Annotated in this window: 13 protein-coding genes and 1 other RNA gene; 5 read left to right on the top strand and 9 right to left on the bottom strand. The window is 40.9% G+C overall.

The features are described 5' to 3' along the window. Window position 1: 1 nt before the first annotated feature. The 4 genes from ACLL8Z_RS13230 to ACLL8Z_RS13215 form a co-directional block, all read right to left on the bottom strand. A complete protein-coding gene (locus ACLL8Z_RS13230) occupies window positions 2-958 on the bottom strand; it encodes a hypothetical protein (RefSeq protein ID WP_411275259.1) in 957 nt (318 codons plus the stop codon). Window positions 959-1005: 47 nt separating this feature from the next. After that, window positions 1006-1434, bottom strand: a complete 429-nt coding sequence (locus ACLL8Z_RS13225) for a DUF6526 family protein (RefSeq protein ID WP_411275258.1) — start codon at window positions 1432-1434, stop codon at window positions 1006-1008. A gap of 1 nt (window position 1435) precedes the next feature. Further along, window positions 1436-3346 carry an OmpA family protein gene (locus ACLL8Z_RS13220; protein ID WP_411275257.1) on the bottom strand — a complete coding sequence of 637 codons (1911 nt, stop codon included), beginning with the start codon at window positions 3344-3346 and terminating at the stop codon, window positions 1436-1438. Between the two features lie 356 nt (window positions 3347-3702). Further along, window positions 3703-4326 (bottom strand): 7-carboxy-7-deazaguanine synthase QueE, encoded by a 624-nt coding sequence (locus tag ACLL8Z_RS13215; protein WP_411275256.1) that lies wholly within the window; start codon window positions 4324-4326, stop codon window positions 3703-3705. 83 nt (window positions 4327-4409) lie between these two features. Here ACLL8Z_RS13215 and ACLL8Z_RS13210 point away from each other — a divergent pair, with 83 nt between their 5' ends. Further along, the gene (locus ACLL8Z_RS13210; protein WP_411275255.1) at window positions 4410-4739 is read left to right on the top strand and encodes a Rieske (2Fe-2S) protein; all 330 of its coding nucleotides are present in this window, start codon (window positions 4410-4412) and stop codon (window positions 4737-4739) included. 1 nt (window position 4740) lies between these two features. On the opposite strand, the gene ACLL8Z_RS13205 is transcribed toward ACLL8Z_RS13210, so the two are convergent. Both ACLL8Z_RS13205 and lepA read right to left on the bottom strand, forming a co-directional pair. After that, window positions 4741-5619, bottom strand: coding sequence for a bifunctional 5,10-methylenetetrahydrofolate dehydrogenase/5,10-methenyltetrahydrofolate cyclohydrolase (locus tag ACLL8Z_RS13205; RefSeq protein ID WP_411275254.1), 879 nt, complete (start codon window positions 5617-5619; stop codon window positions 4741-4743). 81 nt (window positions 5620-5700) lie between these two features. Continuing rightward, complete coding sequence (lepA, locus tag ACLL8Z_RS13200; protein ID WP_411275253.1) at window positions 5701-7488, bottom strand: translation elongation factor 4; 1788 nt, start codon at window positions 7486-7488, stop codon at window positions 5701-5703. Window positions 7489-7738: 250 nt separating this feature from the next. Here lepA and ACLL8Z_RS13195 point away from each other — a divergent pair, with 250 nt between their 5' ends. From ACLL8Z_RS13195 to ACLL8Z_RS13185, 3 genes are read left to right on the top strand one after another with little or no spacing between them, the layout of a single operon-like run. Further along, window positions 7739-8887, top strand: coding sequence for an NAD(P) transhydrogenase subunit alpha (locus ACLL8Z_RS13195; RefSeq protein ID WP_411275252.1), 1149 nt, complete (start codon window positions 7739-7741; stop codon window positions 8885-8887). Between the two features lie 40 nt (window positions 8888-8927). Beyond that, window positions 8928-9236, top strand: coding sequence for an NAD(P) transhydrogenase subunit alpha (locus ACLL8Z_RS13190; protein ID WP_411275251.1), 309 nt, complete (start codon window positions 8928-8930; stop codon window positions 9234-9236). Window positions 9237-9290: 54 nt separating this feature from the next. Then, complete coding sequence (locus ACLL8Z_RS13185; protein WP_411275250.1) at window positions 9291-10700, top strand: NAD(P)(+) transhydrogenase (Re/Si-specific) subunit beta; 1410 nt, start codon at window positions 9291-9293, stop codon at window positions 10698-10700. A gap of 68 nt (window positions 10701-10768) precedes the next feature. Here ACLL8Z_RS13185 and ACLL8Z_RS13180 read toward each other — a convergent pair whose 3' ends face one another. From ACLL8Z_RS13180 to smc, 3 genes are all read right to left on the bottom strand, one after another. Beyond that, window positions 10769-12148: a sigma-54-dependent transcriptional regulator gene (locus ACLL8Z_RS13180; RefSeq protein WP_411275249.1), complete on the bottom strand. Its 1380-nt coding sequence runs from the start codon at window positions 12146-12148 to the stop codon at window positions 10769-10771. A gap of 120 nt (window positions 12149-12268) precedes the next feature. Continuing rightward, window positions 12269-12659: RNase P RNA component class A (gene rnpB, locus ACLL8Z_RS13175), an RNA gene on the bottom strand. A 177-nt stretch (window positions 12660-12836) separates the two neighbouring features. Then, window positions 12837-16388 (bottom strand): chromosome segregation protein SMC, encoded by a 3552-nt coding sequence (smc, locus tag ACLL8Z_RS13170; RefSeq protein ID WP_411275248.1) that lies wholly within the window; start codon window positions 16386-16388, stop codon window positions 12837-12839. Between the two features lie 169 nt (window positions 16389-16557). On the opposite strand from smc, the gene ACLL8Z_RS13165 reads away from it, so the two are divergent. Next, window positions 16558-17541 carry a potassium channel beta subunit family protein gene (locus ACLL8Z_RS13165; protein WP_411275247.1) on the top strand — a complete coding sequence of 328 codons (984 nt, stop codon included), beginning with the start codon at window positions 16558-16560 and terminating at the stop codon, window positions 17539-17541. Window positions 17542-17694: the final 153 nt, after the last annotated feature.

Below are 17694 nucleotides of genomic sequence, written 5' to 3'. Positions count from 1 at the left end.
GCTATTCTTTAATTTTAAATTCGTATTTAATGTTCCAATCGAATTGTTCACCGGGTAATGCCTTAATCTTGATAAAGGGCTCTGGGCTTAGCGTAGTGGGAACCGACCAGAACATGAATTTCGAGAGAGGCCTGTCTGAAGTTATCCTCACACCAGCGCCGGTTTTTGAATTATTAACAGTAAAATCGTAATCTTCTACCCGATTGCCTGTATAACCAGTCGGGAATTCCATCGTACTTTCTCCAATTTTAAGCTCCTTCAAATATATCAAATCGTTTTTTTCAAACTTTAAGTTTCTTCCCACAGCCTTGTTATTTATTTCAAATGGGAGTGAAATAATAAAGTCAGGCCCGGTGGGTTGTTTGTCAATTACAAAGAAGTTATGATTAAAAGCGCTTGTTTCAATTGCATTCTTGCCTCTATTCTTCAAGCTGTGCCCGAGAACAAGCTCTGGCTTGCCCTTTACTAACCTGAGGGTTTTTATATAAGTGTAGGCATATCCGCTGGCATCCTGTAACTTATGGATAAATGTTATACTATTTTTCTTTTGTCTGATTTTCCACCTCCCAGCATTTACTATCTCAAAAGGGCTGTTAAAACGATAGGGATCTATATTTAATTTTTTCATGGTGCCCACGCCAATTTTAATAAATGTTTCCCCGGGTGTTGCCGTATCGTAACCTATTGGATCAAAAGCTTCTACAGGCCCTTGAATTGCATCATGTACCTTAGGGTTATGTGTAGCATACCATTGGCCAAAAAATTCATGATCCTTGTATTTTAAACTTGAGATCACACCAGACCAGTCGAACCGGGTCCCCCTGTAAAAGCCCTTATTAGCGTCAGGTAAATAAATTTTTGCTTCAATCAATCCGTTTGTAATGACTGCTTCAGGGTACTGAGCAAAAGCATTTAATGCAGTGAATAATAGCAAACCTCCTAAGGCCTTCTTTTTCATGTAAGTAAATCTAGCAAAAAAGACACGTGCGATATGTAAAGTTTATACTAAACTCTGTAATGATCGGCTTTCCATTTTTGAATAACTTGCTTAATTTCCTTCGATGTTAAATTTTCCTGTAAAGCCCTGGCAGTGAGAGCAGGGAATTCCTCGTCCGAAGCAAATCTGAGCGCGATAATTTGACCGATTCTCAAGTCCGGTGGCAATGGCTTACCAGTAAGCATATAATATCTAAAATTCTCTTCAGCACGAATAGCCCTATCCTGGGCTTTTAAGGGGAACAATCTGACAAATGCAAACATTATAGCGCCGCAAACAAACAATAACATAATTAAACTTGCCGAATACAAGTTGTTATTGTATAATGATCTGCAAAAATTCATCACCGAGCCGATTAATCCCGCAACTAGCAGAATTAATAAAACACCGTGATACCCAATTACAATCCGTGAGTGATTTTTAAAGTTTTGTTCCATATTATTTTTTTATGATTTTAAATTCCGTCCTCCTATTGTTTTTCCGGTTTTCCTCTGTAGAATTGTCGTTCAAAGGTTTTGTTTCACCATAGCCCTTAAAACTTAACTTTGCAAATGATACCTTATTCAGGACAAGATAGTCATAAACTGTCTTTGCCCTGCTCTCAGAAAGACCCTGATTCGAAGTATCGTCGCCAACATTATCGGTATGACCTGCAATTTCAATTGAAACTCCTGGATTTTCATTTAGAAATGTGATTAGCTGCCCAAGTTCAGTTCTGGATTCAGGAAGCAAATCGAACTTATTAGTTTCAAAAAATATGTTGTTGAGAACCACCATTCCTCCGATCTCAATTTTCTGCAGCGGAACTTCTATCAAATACGGTTTGACTGCCTGCTTGAGGTCGGGTGTGAAATTCTGCGAATAAAATAAGTAGCCTGGTTTTGACACATTCAATGCAAACGAATTTCCAGGCGTCATTGTTGCCAGGAATTCACCTGTAACTGGATCTGTAACATCGTCGAAAGCAAATCCTCCCGATTTCAAATTAATAATTTGAATTTTGACTTCTAGAGGTTGCTTGGAATTTTGATCGAATACTAATCCTTTCACATAGGTCACAGGCTTTGGGCGTAGTTTTTCAGGCATCTCAAACGAGTAAATGTCAAATCCACCCGAACCTCCTTGTTTATCGGAAGCAAAAAATGCGAGATTTCCGGTGCTGTTTATACTTAGTCCGCTTTCCTCACCATATGTATTTATTGGAAAGCCGAGATTTTGCGGTTTATCCCATATAGTTTTCTCCTCCCCGGGATTTTTCTTACGTGTAAAAAAGAGGTCTTTATTGCCAAGGCCGGGCCAGCCATTCGAAGAAAAATACAAGGTTTGATCATCCGGATGAATAAAAGGAGACTGCTCATCGTACGGTGTATTAATATCCGGCCCAAGATTTACAGGAACACTCCATGATCCTTCAGGCATAAGGTCAGACTTCCATATATCATATCCGCCTCTTCCTCCATTTCGGGTACTTACAAAGTATAAGGTACGCCCATCAGCACTGATTGAAGGCTGTGATTCCCAGCCGGAGGTATTAACAGGAGCGCCGATGTTAAATGGACGGCTCCATTCAGACCCTTCCCATTTAGATATGTAGATGTCACATCGGCCAAGACCGTCAGGACGATTGCATCCAGTAAAAAACAAATAATTGCCATCAGGAGATATACATTGAGCACCTTCGTTAAACTCAAATGTATTAATGTTCGGGCTCAGTGCTTTGGCAGCCAGCCATTTGTCCTGACTTTTTGCGCTTGTAAAGAAATCTTCATTATTACTCGCTTTTCGCGTGAATATGATCTTTTTTTCATCAGCGGTTATGACCGGTAGATATTCATCCTGAGTTGAATTCACCCCTGCACCCATATTTACCGGCTTAAAGGTAACCGGTGTTTTTATGGCTTCCAGGCTGAACAAACAATCTGCAATATATTTCCCCGTCTTTATTTTGCTTTCATCGCTTAAGCCTGGAGAAGACGCGTATTTTTTAAAGTGCACAATCGCATTTGCATAGTCACCTGTGTTCAATTCACTTTCACCAAGACCGAAATAAGTAGCATTGTAGAATTCAGGATCAATTCCAATTACTTTCCGATAACTGGCTACAGCATTTGGATAATCTCCCAACCTGCGGTAAAGGTCTCCCAGTTGCTGATAAGCCGCAGTAAATTGCACATCTTCGGAAATTGCCTTCTTTAATTCGGTTACAGCCATACTATAAGCCTTATCTCCCATATATTTATTAGCCTGTACATATGATTTTTGCGCAAGCTTATTTTGGGACGAAGTTACTTTTTGACCAAAGCAAATGCTGGGAAGAATATACAAAAATAATATAAAGAAATTTCTCATTATAAAAGCCGGAAAACGAAGTTAGAAAATATAGTTTAAAGATAATTTTACTAATTGTTTTATAAACGGTAAGATTGAATTTTTGATATAGGACGGAAATTATCATGTTTTTACAGGTGCACCAATTTTGCGTTGGACAAAGACTAAATTGCGGTAATTGAGTTAATATATTTTTATTGGCGCGTTGCCCGCTTGGGCGGGCCGGGCTTTCCCCTTCAATCTTTTCCTGCTTCGCAGATAAAAGTACTTCCGCTGCAATCCCTAACGCACTACACGCCGTACCTGAATTCATGAAACCAGGAATTTTCGCTAAGCATCTTGGTTCTTGGTTCTTGATACTTGGTTCTTGATACTAATTACGGAATATTCAGATATTTATGCGTCTGCAGTGAGATTTCCCATTTAGGGTTCTGCATCACATACTCTATGATTAGCGGTGTCATTTCCGCAGATTTAGACCACTCTGGCTGTAAATATAGCTTGCAATTTTCTGATACATGCCGGGCATGCTCTTCAGCCCAGGCGAAATCGCTTTTATTGAAAACTATGATTTTTAATTCCCCAGCAACGGGATTCATATCCCGTCTCGGTGCCTTGAATTTTTTAGGAGAAAGGCAAATCCAGTCCCAGCTTCCGGATAGTGGGTAGGCCCCCGAAGTCTCAATAAACGTTTTTAGCCCCCTTTTTTGAAGTTCCGAGGTAAGATAATCCAGGTTATATATCAACGGCTCGCCGCCTGTGACAACCACTGCTTTGCCGGGATACTTTTCTGCGTTTTGAACAATTACATCAGCTGCGGTTAGGGGATGCAATTCGGCATTCCAGCTCTCTTTCACGTCGCACCAATGGCATCCTACATCGCAACCGCCTAGCCTGATAAAATATGCTGCTTTCCCCGAATGAAATCCCTCGCCCTGTATGGTGTAGAATTCTTCCATCAATGGTAATAAGGTGCCGTCGGGTGGGATTAAATGTGCCATTTTGTAATTTAGGATACAAATATACTTAGTTTAGCGTACTGCCATGTCTTTAATACTTATTGCTACATCGCAGTGACACATATATGAAGTGGTTTAGAGTATTCTCGCCCGAGGTTCTTAATGGAAACGATTTTGTAAAAGGAATCGAAGTGTCTGGACGGAAACTTTGCGCAGTCAAAACTTCTGATAAGATATTTGTCATCCAGAATAAGTGCCCGCATGCGGGCGCCGATCTTAGTTCGGGGTGGTGCAATAACGGAAAAATAGTCTGTCCTTATCATCGACACGAATTTGATCTTAGCACAGGTCGCGGAATAGCTGGACAAGGGAATTATGTTATCACATATCCCGTTGAAGTCCGGAATGACGGTATATACATTGGATTTAAAGATAGCTTTTGGAAGTTTTGGTGAGCTAGTAAATCTCTTTTTTTGCGGATGCTAACGTATTTTTAAGCAGTCCTACAATTGTCATTAATCCAACTCCACCAGGTACAGGAGTGATCCAGGAAGTTTTTGGAGCCACATGCTCGAAATCTACATCGCCATAAAGTTTATAACCCGATTTGGTTTCGCTGGAAGTTTCACGATTCATTCCTACATCAATAACAATAGAACCTTCCTTCACCATGTCCGCAGTTATGAAATTTTTCTTTCCAATTGCAACTATTAGTATGTCAGCATCAAGGGTAAATTTTTTAATATCAGGGGTTTTGCTGTGACAAATCGTAACCGTACAATTTCCCGGATTAGTGTTTCGTGCCATAAGGATACTCATCGGCGATCCCACAATATTGCTTCGCCCAACAATTACACAGTGTTTGCCCGCGGTCTCAATATTGTATTCAGCTAGCATTAGTAATATTCCGTATGGAGTCGCTGGCAAAAAGGAGGGTAGACTACGCTGCATGCGTCCTAAATTAACGGGATGAAACCCGTCTACATCTTTTTCAGGTGAAATGTGTTCAGTTACCTTGTCTGCAGAAATGTGTTTAGGGAGTGGCAATTGAACAAGTATACCATCTGTTTCCGGATCCCGATTTATTTCTTCTATTTTCTTTAATAGTTCTGCTTCCGAAATATCACTTTCATAGCGAAAAAGGGTAGAGTTGAATCCGACCTTTTCGCAATTCTTTATTTTACTGGCAATATAAGTTTCTGAGCCCCCGTCGTGACCAACGAGAATAGCCACGAGATGAGGTTTACGGCCGCTTTTGTGCAATAACTGCGCGGCCTCTTCTGCAATTTCTAACTTTAATTTTTCCGAAACAAATTTTCCGTCAAGTAACTGCATTTCTCTTTGAGTAGTAATTTATCAACATTTTAGACTTTTCCACATTATTATTTCGTTAATCGCGAAAAGCGAAAAAATAAGTTAATCCAGCTTCAATACAGCCATAAACGCTGTTTGAGGGATTTCGACGTTACCAACCTGTCGCATGCGCTTTTTGCCTTTCTTTTGTTTTTCGAGAAGCTTTCGTTTACGGGAAATATCACCACCGTAACACTTTGCTGTAACATCTTTACGTAGTGCCCTTACGGATTCCCGGGCAATAATTTTCGAACCGATTGATGCCTGAATAATGATTTCAAATTGCTGCCTCGGAATAAGCTCCCGTAATTTTTCACAAATCTTTTTACCAAAGTTATAAGAGTTTGTTCGGTGAATGAGAGAGGACAAGGCATCGACAGGTTCACTGTTTAAAAGGATATCCAGGCGAACAAGGTCTGATTGACGGTATCCGATCTGATGGTAATCGAAAGACGCGTAACCTTTTGAAATAGTCTTTAAGCGATCATAAAAATCGAACACTATTTCCCCCATTGGCATTTCAAAGATTAGTTCAACCCGGTCGGAAGTCAAGTATGACTGATTGACAATGGTCCCACGCTTTTGAATGCATAGTGACATGATCGGTCCTACAAATTCTGATTTTGTAATAATGTTCGCTTTAATGTATGGTTCTTCTACGTGCTCCAGTTTACTGGGATCAGGAAGGTCAGATGGATTATGAACATCGATCTCAATTCCTTTAGAAGTAAAAGCCTTATAGGAAACGTTAGGAACAGTTGTAATAACCGTCATGTCGAATTCACGTTCCAAACGCTCCTGGATAATTTCCATATGGAGCATACCGAGGAAACCACAACGGAAACCGAATCCCAATGCGGCAGACGACTCCGGTTCAAAAACAATGGAGGCATCGTTAAGTTGAAGTTTATGCATGCTTTCGCGCAGCTCTTCGTACTCATCCGTATCAACAGGATAAATACCTGCGAATACCATTGGCTTAACTTCTTCAAAACCCTTAATAGGCTCTTTACTTGGCTTATCTTTATGGGTAATAGTATCTCCAACTTTAACCTCACGTGCTTCTTTGATTCCGGAAATAATGTATCCTACATCCCCGGTTTTGATAACATCCTTAGCTTTTTGGGTGAGTTTGAGAGTGCCGACTTCCTCAGCAATATAATCTTTATCGGTTGCTACAAATTTTACCCTGTCACCTTTCCGTATTTCGCCATTTAGCACTTTGAAATAGGCAATAATTCCACGAAATGAATTAAAAACTGAATCGAAAATTAATGCTTGCAGCTCTCCATCAGGATTTCCTTTGGGAGGGGGAACTCTTGCAACAATAGCTCTCAGGATATCATGCACGCCAAGGCCGGTTTTTCCTGAAGCAGGTATAATTTCTTCTCGCTTACAACCTATTAACTCGATGATCTGATCTTTAACTTCCTCGGGCATTGCACCGGGTAGATCCATCTTATTGAGGATTGGAATAATTTCCAGATCATGTTCAAGCGCCAGGTAGAGGTTCGAAATGGTTTGAGCCTGAATACCTTGTGAAGCATCTACAATCAAAAGCGCACCTTCGCAGGCTGCTATTGATCTTGAAACTTCATACGAGAAATCCACATGTCCTGGAGTATCAATAAGGTTTAGTATATAAGGTTGTCCGTCTTCAACATAATCCATTTGAATAGCATGGCTCTTAATCGTAATACCACGTTCCCGCTCAAGGTCCATGTCGTCCAATAATTGAGCCTGCGACTCACGCTGTGTAATTGTATTTGTGTATTCCAGAAGACGATCGGCTAAAGTACTTTTACCGTGATCTATATGTGCTATAATGCAAAAATTACGAATATGCTTCATTGAGGCGCAAATATAGCTTTTTGAGTTGAAAGTTGTACGTTATACGTTATACGTTTGCCCCGTTCTATGGATTATACAAAGCCGAAATAGGATTTTAAGTGTATTCCGGTACATAGTGTATAATATTATACCATATCCGCCCAGACTTATAACTTATAACGTACGACTCTTAATGTATTTTTTTAGATTCGCTACCCTTCACCAATTTCTTTTTTCTAATTTAGGCTTAACCACTTAACTGCAAGCTTTCATGACGATTGGAATTTTATCTGAGCCTTTAATTGAAACAAGGGTTTCGTTACTTCCTGAACATATTTCTCTGCTTAAAAAGCATAAGATCGATGTGTTGATTGAAATTGCTGCTGGAAACAGAGCTTTTGCTAAGGACTCACAATATATAGAGCAAGGAGCGGAGCCGCGTGCCAGGGAAAGTATACTCAAAGCATCAGATATTTTACTGACTATTCACCCTTTAACTGGCGACGATCTTAAACTTGTAAAGAATTCGACAGTAATTTTAGGTATGTACAATCCATTGTCGAAGCCACAGCTGATTAAAGATTGGGCTGTAAATGGATTGACAACCTTCAGCATGGATATGCTTCCGCGGACAACACGTGCTCAAAGTATGGACGTATTAAGTTCTCAGGCCAATATTGCCGGATATAAAGCTGTACTTCTTGCAGCGATGCAATTACCCAAATATTTTCCAATGTTTATGACTGCAGCAGGCAGCATTGCACCGGCGAAAGTTATGATACTGGGGGCAGGTGTCGCTGGACTTCAGGCCATCGCCACAGCAAGACGTTTGGGCGCAGTAGTCGAAGTTTTTGATACCCGGCCCGCCGTTAAGGAGGAAGTTATGAGTTTGGGCGCCAAATTCATCGAAGTGGAAGGAGCTAAAGATGCTTCTGAGGCTGGCGGTTATGCAGTTGAGCAAACCGAGGATTACAAACTGAAACAACAGCTCAGAATAGCCGAAGTAGCCGCGAAAGCTGATGTAATTATTACTACTGCTCAGATACCCGGAAAAAAAGCACCCATTCTTTTACCCGATAGTGTTCTCGATTCTATGAAATCAGGATCACTAATCATTGATTTGGCTTCAATTAGCGGCGGCAACACCGAACAAACCAAAGATCGGGAAACTGTAGTTTATAAGAATGTAACTATAATAGGTAACTCCAATTTGCAGGGTACCATGCCAGCGGACGCGAGCAAACTTTACGGAAAGAATATTTTGAATTTCCTGCAGCTAATTATCGGGGCAGACGGCGAACTTAACCTAAACTTCGAAGACGACCTCGTTAAAGGAGCATGTATTACATTTAATGGAGAGATATGTAATGAGAGAGTTAAAGATTTGATTAATTCAGAATTACGAAATTCTAACAACTAACCTGTCTGAGGGCAGGCAGGCAACCAAACAGCAAACAAACATGGAAACCGCACTAAACTGGATCACCCTTAATCAGCAAATGATTTACATCGTTGTACTGAGCGTATTTTTAGGTATCGAAGTAATCGGAAGAGTTCCAAGTGTTCTGCATACCCCTTTAATGAGTGGAGCAAACGCCATCCACGGGGTAGTTATTATCGGGGCAATCATTGTAATTGGTAAAGCAGAAGCCGGCAATTATATAGCAATCATCCTTGGATTTATGGCAGTTATACTCGGTACTCTAAACGTGGTTGGTGGTTTTGTAGTTACCGACCGCATGCTCGAAATGTTTAAAAAGAAGAAATAACGAACAACCAACCTGCCTGACGGCAGGCAGGCAACCAACCCCTAACCATCTCTAATGAAATTAGATTTACTTACAATTTGTTACCTCATTGGATCAGTAACTTTCATTATCGGTTTAAAGATGCTTAGTCATCCTGAGACGGCAAGAAAAGGTAACCTGATCGCAGCTGCAGGAATGTGCATCGCAATCCTTGGGACTATTTTTCTTTATGAAGAGCAAGGGATTAGACTGGGTAATTACGTCTGGATATTTACTGCGTTATTAATAGGAACGATTTTGGGTACTTTGGCGGCCAAAAATGTGAAAATGACCGCCATGCCAGAAATGGTAAGTTTGTTTAATGGCATGGGAGGGGCTTGTGCTTCATTGATCTCAATAGTTGAATTTGATCATTTAGTCCATCAACTTAGTGCAGGGCAAGATGCCGACAGGGGTTCACTGCTCATTATTTTCGCCGGACTGATCATCGGAACGATTTCATTTGCAGGGAGTATGGTTGCCTGGGGCAAATTAAACGGTAGTATTAAAGACTTCTCATTTCCTGGACAACACATTGTAAACCTTCTCATTTTTACGGCGATCATAGCCCTTTCCGCTTATTTGATTATCTCGGCGGACCCGGTTGCAGCTGACTTGTTTTACGTAGTTTTTGTTTTATCCATTATTTACGGATTGTTTTTTGTCCTACCAATCGGCGGGGCCGATATGCCGGTAGTTATCTCGTTGTTAAACTCCTTCACTGGCGTAGCAGCAGCATTTGGTGGGTTTTTATATAACAATCCAGTAATGCTGACGGGGGGAATTTTGGTCGGTTCGGCTGGCACCATTCTTACCATCTTAATGTGTAAAGCTATGAACAGGCCGCTTAGCAATGTGCTGATCGGATCATTTGGTGGTGGCTCAGCAGGAGCAAGTGGAAACAAAGATCAGGGTGCTTACAAAGAAATCAGTATTAGTGACTCTGCAGTAGTTATGAGTTATGCTAAAAAGGTAATGATTGTTCCTGGTTATGGGCTTGCAGTCGCCCAGGCACAACACGTATGTCACGAACTTGAAAAACTATTACTAGACAAGGGCGTAGAAGTACAGTATGCGATCCACCCGGTTGCAGGACGGATGCCAGGGCACATGAATGTATTGCTTGCAGAAGCGGATGTCGACTATGGAAGTTTGCTTGAGATGGAACAGGCCAATGAAGAATTTCCGTCAACAGACGTTGTTTTAATTCTTGGAGCAAATGATGTTGTAAATCCCGCTGCTAAATCAGATCCTACTTCGCCAATTTATGGCATGCCTGTACTGGATGTTGAACTCTCTAAGCTCGTAATCATCAATAAAAGAAGTATGAATCCCGGTTATGCAGGAATTGAAAACGAACTTTTCTTCCAGCCAAAATCGTCTATGCTTTTTGGGGACGCGAAATCAGTGTTACAGAAGTTGGTGGCGGAGATAAAAACACTGTAAAGTTGTAGGTTGTAAGTTGTAAGTACTAAGTTACGCGACTTATAACTTACAACCTATAACTTACAACTCTATTCCGCTCTCTTAAGCCCGTACTTTTCAATCTTACTATACAAATGGCTCCTCTGAATGTCAATGTCGTCAGCAGTTTTTGAAACATTCCAGTTATTTTTTTCAAGCTTATACTTGATATAATCGCGTTCAGCAAAATCTTTGTATTCCTGAAAATTCGTGAACTTGTCAAAATTAGTGCTTGCACCTGCTTCGCCATTTTCGAGGACAGGAGCGGCTGAGGATGGATTTGCAAAAGTACGTACGTCTCTATCTGTTATGACTTTATCACTTAATATAATCAAACGCTCGATCATATTACGAAGTTCACGGATATTTCCAGTCCATGGCATAGCCTGTAAGGCTTCCATGGCAGCTTCGTTGATCGTTTTCACTGGCATACCATAATCGTCGCAAATTTCAGTGCAAAAATTTTGGGCAATCAACGGAATATCGTCTTTACGTTCTGTAAGATGAGGAACATGTATAAGAATAACACTTAAACGGTGATAAAGGTCCATCCGAAAGTTACCTGCTTCAATTTCTTTTTGGAGATCCTTATTAGTGGCAGCAATTACCCTCACATCAACATCAATTTCTTTCTCGCCACCTACACGCGTAACCTTATTCTCCTGAAGTGCACGCAGCACTTTTGCCTGCGCCGACAAGCTCATATCACCGATCTCATCGAGGAACAAGGTACCTCCGCTGGCTTGTTCAAATTTTCCTATCCTTTGCTTGATCGCTGAGGTAAATGATCCTTTCTCATGGCCAAACAACTCACTTTCAATTAATTCCGATGGAATAGCCGCACAATTCACTTCGATCAGTTGCGAATTTGAACGATTGGATTTTTCATGTAACCATCTTGCCACAAGTTCTTTGCCGCTACCATTTGCACCGGTAATGAGAACCCGGGCGTCAGTGGGAGCAACCCGTTCGATGGTATCCTTTATACGATCAATCGCAACCGAGTTCCCCAGCATCTCACGAACCTTACTTACTTTTCGCTTTAATACCTTGGTTTCGGTTACCAGGGTCTTACGCTCAAGGGCATTTCTGACAGTGATAAGCAGACGGTTTAGGTCAGGTGGTTTGGAGATGAAATCAAACGCACCTTTTTTACTTGCTTCAACAGCAGTCTCAACTGTACCATGTCCAGATATCATTATAAATGGCAAATCCGGTTGAATTGAAAGCCCTTCTGTAAGAACCTCCATACCGTCCATCTTATTCATTTTAATGTCGCAGAGAATCAGATCGTACTCATTCTTTTTTATAAGCTCCAGAGCTTCAGGACCATTATCTACATCCTCTACCTGGTAATCTTCATATTCAAGAATTTCCCGCAAGGTATTGCGGATTGCCCTTTCGTCATCAATTATTAAAATTTTTGCCATATGCTTTTAATGATCCTTTTTTTTATTCTGCGAACATGAGTGCGAATATAAGGATTGTTTGAAGATTACTAAATGTTTACAAAAAAGTCCTCCCCGAAGGAAGGACTTTTATTCTATTATTAAAAATGCAAGCCTGTAAGCCGGGTTCTGTATCCGCCGAGGGCGGACTTCTATCATTTATCTAGCTGCGCAATCACTTGCTCAGTCTAACGACCTACCCATTCCGGATAATGCCGCACTTGCGGCATAAGTAAGCGGGCAGCTTCGCTTCCGGAACCTATTTGGTCTTTCAACTCCTGGGGTTTACCGTAATCCCGGTCGCCCGGGAAGACCGTGAGCTCTTACCTCACGTTTTCACCTTTTCCTCCAACCCGAAAGTTTGAGGTAGTTTATTTTCTGTAGCACTTTCCGTCTCCGATTTCACGAATCCTTCCTGTTAGGAAGCAGAATGCCCTGTGTTGCCCGGACTTTCCTCCCTGGTTTAAAACGGGGCGATAGAACGGCTTGCCTGACAAAGGTATAAATTTATAAGATGAAAGGGGTACTGAGTTATTAGTTGTTGGTTGATAGTTGTTAGGGCTAAACGCCTAACCAATCGGCTATAAGAGCGTCTGAGGTCTGAAGTCCGATGTGTTAACAGATGCGGGATTTTATGCGTTTTCCTCAGACCTCCGACTTCGGACATCCGTTACGCAACTTCCCGTATATCTACCGCCACCACACGTGAGACCCCCGGTTCAGCCATAGTCACCCCGTAAATAATGTCAGTACTTGCAATGGTTCTTTTATTGTGGGATACGATAATAAACTGTGATTGTCCTGAAAACTCGCGAATTATATTATTGAATTTATCGATATTGGTATCATCAAGTGGTGCGTCAACTTCGTCGAAGATACAAAATGGCGCAGGTTTCAATAAATATAACGAGAATAAAATTGCGGTAGCTGTCAGTGTTTTTTCACCACCGGAAAGTTGATTTATAGAAACGGGCCGTTTTCCTTTAGGTCTTGCCAGAATCTCAATATCAGATTCGAGCGGATTTTCCGGATCCACCAAGACCAGGTCGCAGCTATCCTCCTGGTTAAACAATGAACGGAAAACTTCAATAAAATACTCCCGGACTTTCATAAACGCTTCCATGAACTTTTCTTTAGCAGTGTCATCAATTTCTTTAATGGTTTGATGCAATGAGGCTTTTGCTTCTGCAAGGTCTTTTTTCTGAATTTGTATAAATGTATATCGTTCATTCATTTCCTGGTAAGCTTCCATTGCCATAGGATTAACCACTCCAAATTCATCAAGCTGACGTTTAATACCTTCGGTTCTTTCGCGCAGCCCCTGCTCGGAATCAGCTTGAAACTCGGCATCAGACTCCTGGTCTAATAAATCAGAGATGTCAATGGAAAACTCAACCGACAATCTTTCCTTTAACGCGTTTAGTTCCAATTTAATAGTTGTCTTTTGGTCCTTTAACTCGTTAATGATACCGTCAGACTGTTCTTTCTTATATCGGAGGGCCGAGATACTAGCTTCTGATTCGGTCACTGTTCCTCTGAAAGCATAGTAACTTTGCTCAGACTCCTGAACAGCTTTTTCCAATTCCTCCTTCTGTATATACATAGCTATCAGGTCGACATCTGTATTATCGGCATGCTGCAGGGCTTGCTGAATGCCGTTCTGAGTGGTTTCAAGCTCCATGCTGTTTGCAGTAATACGAGTTTCTAAACTTTGTTGCTGACTTTCCCGATACTCAAGGTCTTTTAAAATACCAGATACTTTGTTCTGCTGTTGGTGAAATTTAATATTTTCCTGGTTGTAGGCTGCAGATTTTAAGCTGAGTAATTCTGAAAACTCATTATACTTCTGTTGATCAGCAGCAAGTTGATCTTGCTTGATTTGCCTGGTCGTTTTCAATTCTATTAAATGAGGCTCTAATGCAATAAGCTGATTAGATATTTTGGTTATTTTTAATTCAATGTCTTGCTTTCTGTTCTGACTGTTTTCGATAAATGCGAGATACTGTTCCTGCTTCGTTTTGACAGATGTGTGTTCATTACCAATACGATTCATTTCAAATTGAAATTGTTGGATCAACTCGTTTTGTGACGAATTCTTCAGGCTGTTTAATCGATCCATTTTATCATCAATTGAGTTTTTCAGTTCGGAAATGGAACCCTGTGCTGAGCTGATGTCTTTCGACAGCTTCTCCAGATTTTTAGCCCTTCCTATACGTTTGCCCTCAAATAGGCCCACCGAGCCACCTGCCATACCAGTGCGTGTTTTTGAAAACATTCCGGTTTTGCTTAGTAGTACAACTTGATCTGAAGGTAATCCTGACATAAGTTGTTCTTCTTCGCCTGACTGAATAAGGAACACATTATAGAGAAGCATTTCGCAAAGTGGCCTGTATTTAGCATCAGTGTCGATTATCTCCAATGCAGGGATCAAGTCAGAATTATTGGTATTTACAGTAGGTCGTTGCGGGACCGATTTAAATGCTTCAAGAACAAAAAAACTGGCTCTGCCACGGGATACTTCACTTAACAATCGAATGGCCTGGACAGCGTCCGACTGACCTTCCACAACATAATAGTTCATCACAGGCTCGAGGTAATTTTCAATGGCGATTCTATACTCTTCCTTACAGAATAGAATATCAGAGAAGAGCGGTGCATGTTTCGTCCAGTTAGCGCTCTTCTTTAGGAACCGTATGGATTCCGGGAAACCTTCCAGGTTGTCTACCAGAGACCTGGTTAGATTGTACTCATTCTGTTTTGAATCAAGCTTTCTACTTTCCTGGCTTAACAATTCTTTTTCATGATTCAGTTGATCGTTCATGCTTGAAATTTGCAGCTTGAGTTCCTCCTCTTTTTCTTTAGCTAGTTTAAAATCTTGTTCTTTTTTGTCAAAATTGGCTTGTAAATCGCTAATTGCTTTGTTAAATTCATTGAGTTCTCCTTCCTTCGCCTGGGTATCAGCGACATTTCGGCTGCTTTCCTGATGAAGCGCGTCTCGTTGGATATTTAAAATTGCGATTTCTTTTTCCAGCTTGTAAACCTCGTTTTGAAATTCGCTGTTTGCCCTGATACGTATGTCCAGATCAGATTTATCCTTCTGCTGGGTGGTACGGAGCACATCAAGTTCAGAATGCAGACGTGCCAAAGTATCCTGCACCTGTGTCTGGATTTCGGTCTCTTGTAAGTGTTCCTCGTTTAAACGCTTCTGGTTATAAAACACGTGGTTAAGCTGATTTCGATCTTTTTCCAGTTCTTCGCTGAGTCTGTTTTTTTTATCCTCCAGGAACCTAAGCTGTTCGTTCTTCAATTTTTTCTCGCTTTCATAGGCTCTGATCTTAGAAATAAATTCGTTCGTTGCCTTCTGCTGTACAGAAAGGTTCCTTTCAAGATTAAGGCTGTCAAGTTTTTGTTTTTGGAGGAAGGCTTCGAGATTTCGAATTTCTGTGATTATGCTATTACCATCGATTAGCTGCTGCTGCTCACGGAGCTCAAGCCTCGCCAAAGCCTCCCTGAATCCGATGATTTTAAAGGATGAAAGTGCGATGCTAAATTTTTTATACTGTTCCTTGAGCCGGTAGTAGCGTTCCGCTTTTTTTGCCTGATTCTCGAGGGTTTTTAGATTCTTTTCAATTTCGAACAGGAGATCGTCGACCCGGCTCAGATCAGCTTCCGTGTCCTTTAACTTGTTAAATGTTTGTTTCTTTCTAAGTTTATATTTAGCAATGCCTGAAGCTTCTTCAAAAAGTGCCCGGCGGGAGTTATCCTTGTTTGCAATGATTTCATCAATCATCTTCAATTCGATGATCGAATAAGAGTCGGAACCTATTCCGGTGTCCAGGAAGAGATCTGTAATATCTTTGAGCCTGCACTGAACATCATTAAGCCGGTATTCGCTATCGCCGGAACGATATAATTTCCGTGTGATCGTAACTTTTGAAAAATCCGTTGGAAGGATATTCCTGGTGTTATCAAATGTCATAGAGACTTCTGCAAGATTTGATGGTTTTCGTGTCTTTGTTCCATTAAAAATAATATTCTCCATTTTTTCGGAACGCAGCATTCGGGTACTTTGCTCGCCCAAAACCCATCGTATTGCATCAACAATATTTGATTTACCGCAGCCATTTGGACCAACAATGGCTGTCACACCATCATTGAAATTGATAGTGATCTTATCGCCAAAGCTTTTGAAACCTTTGATTTCCAGTTGGGTAAGCTGCATTTTGTTAGTTAATGTGCCAGACGATTAGTAATCTTTTTAAAGGCTTAATTTATAAAATTATACAGACCTGTGTAAAGTTTTTAAGGTAAGCGTTAATTAGTATTATTTTTATGGATACAAAGACTAATTTTAATCAAATTATAGTCACATATCAAATATTTATAATACTATGGAATACAGACGTTTAGGTAAATCAGGATTAAAAGTAAGTGCACTATCTCTCGGAAGCTGGTTGACATTCGGGGGCCAGATTGAAGATAAAGTTGCTGAGGAGTTGATGGATCTCGCTTATGACAGCGGAGTAAATTTCTTTGATAATGCGGAAGGTTACGCCGGTGGCAAATCTGAATTGGTTATGGGTAAGATCCTGAAAAAAAAGAATTGGGATCGCAGCTCGTATATCGTTTCCAGCAAAATATTTTTTGGAGCTGAAGAGAAGAAGCCCAATATGATAGGATTGTCGAAGAAGCATCTTTTCGAGGGTACCAACAACGCTCTGAAGCGGCTGCAGGTTGATCATGTTGATCTGCTCTTTTGCCACCGTCCCGATCCGGAAACGCCAATTGAAGAAACGGTTTGGGCTATGCATCAAATAATTCAGCAGGGCAAGGCCTTATATTGGGGGACATCTGAATGGAGCGCCTCAGAAATAATGGAAGCGCATTATTTTGCAGAAAAAAATCATCTCGTGGCTCCAGTAATGGAACAGCCTCAATACAGTATGCTTTGGAGAGAAAAGCTAGAGAAAGAATTCCTGATGCTGTTCCGCAATTTTGGAATGGGAACTACAATCTGGAGTCCGCTGGCTTCGGGATTATTGTCCGGGAAATACAATAATGGTGCTCCAAAAGATACCCGTTTCGAAATGGAAAGCCTTGGCTGGCTTAAAGACCGCTGGTTAAAAGAGGAAAATCTTAAAAAAATCAATGAACTCAAGGCTATAGCTGACAAGCTCAATACCTCAATGCCTAAATTCGCTATCGCCTGGTGTTTAAAAAATCCTAATGTAAGTACTGTTATTCTCGGAGCTTCGAAAACGGCTCAGCTAAAGGAAACTTTAACTTCCTTGGAAATTGTTCCGCTGTTGACAGACGCCATTATGGAAAAAATAGATAAGATTACGGGTACGAAGCCGGAGACGATTGTGGTCTGAGGTCTGAGGTCTGAGGATAAACGTTCAAGTTACGATTGGGTCTGTAAAATAAACTGTGTCATTGGCTTCGAGCCCCCAGCCCTCCAAGGCTAAGGGGGCGGTGCAAATCAATTCAAATCTAACTTCATTCTTCCGGGAAACCAAATAGCTAAT

This window comes from Daejeonella sp., assembly GCF_046590655.1.
Taxonomy (GTDB): Bacteria; Bacteroidota; Bacteroidia; order Sphingobacteriales; family Sphingobacteriaceae; genus Daejeonella.
This window is presented reverse-complemented; position numbering and strand designations above follow the sequence as displayed.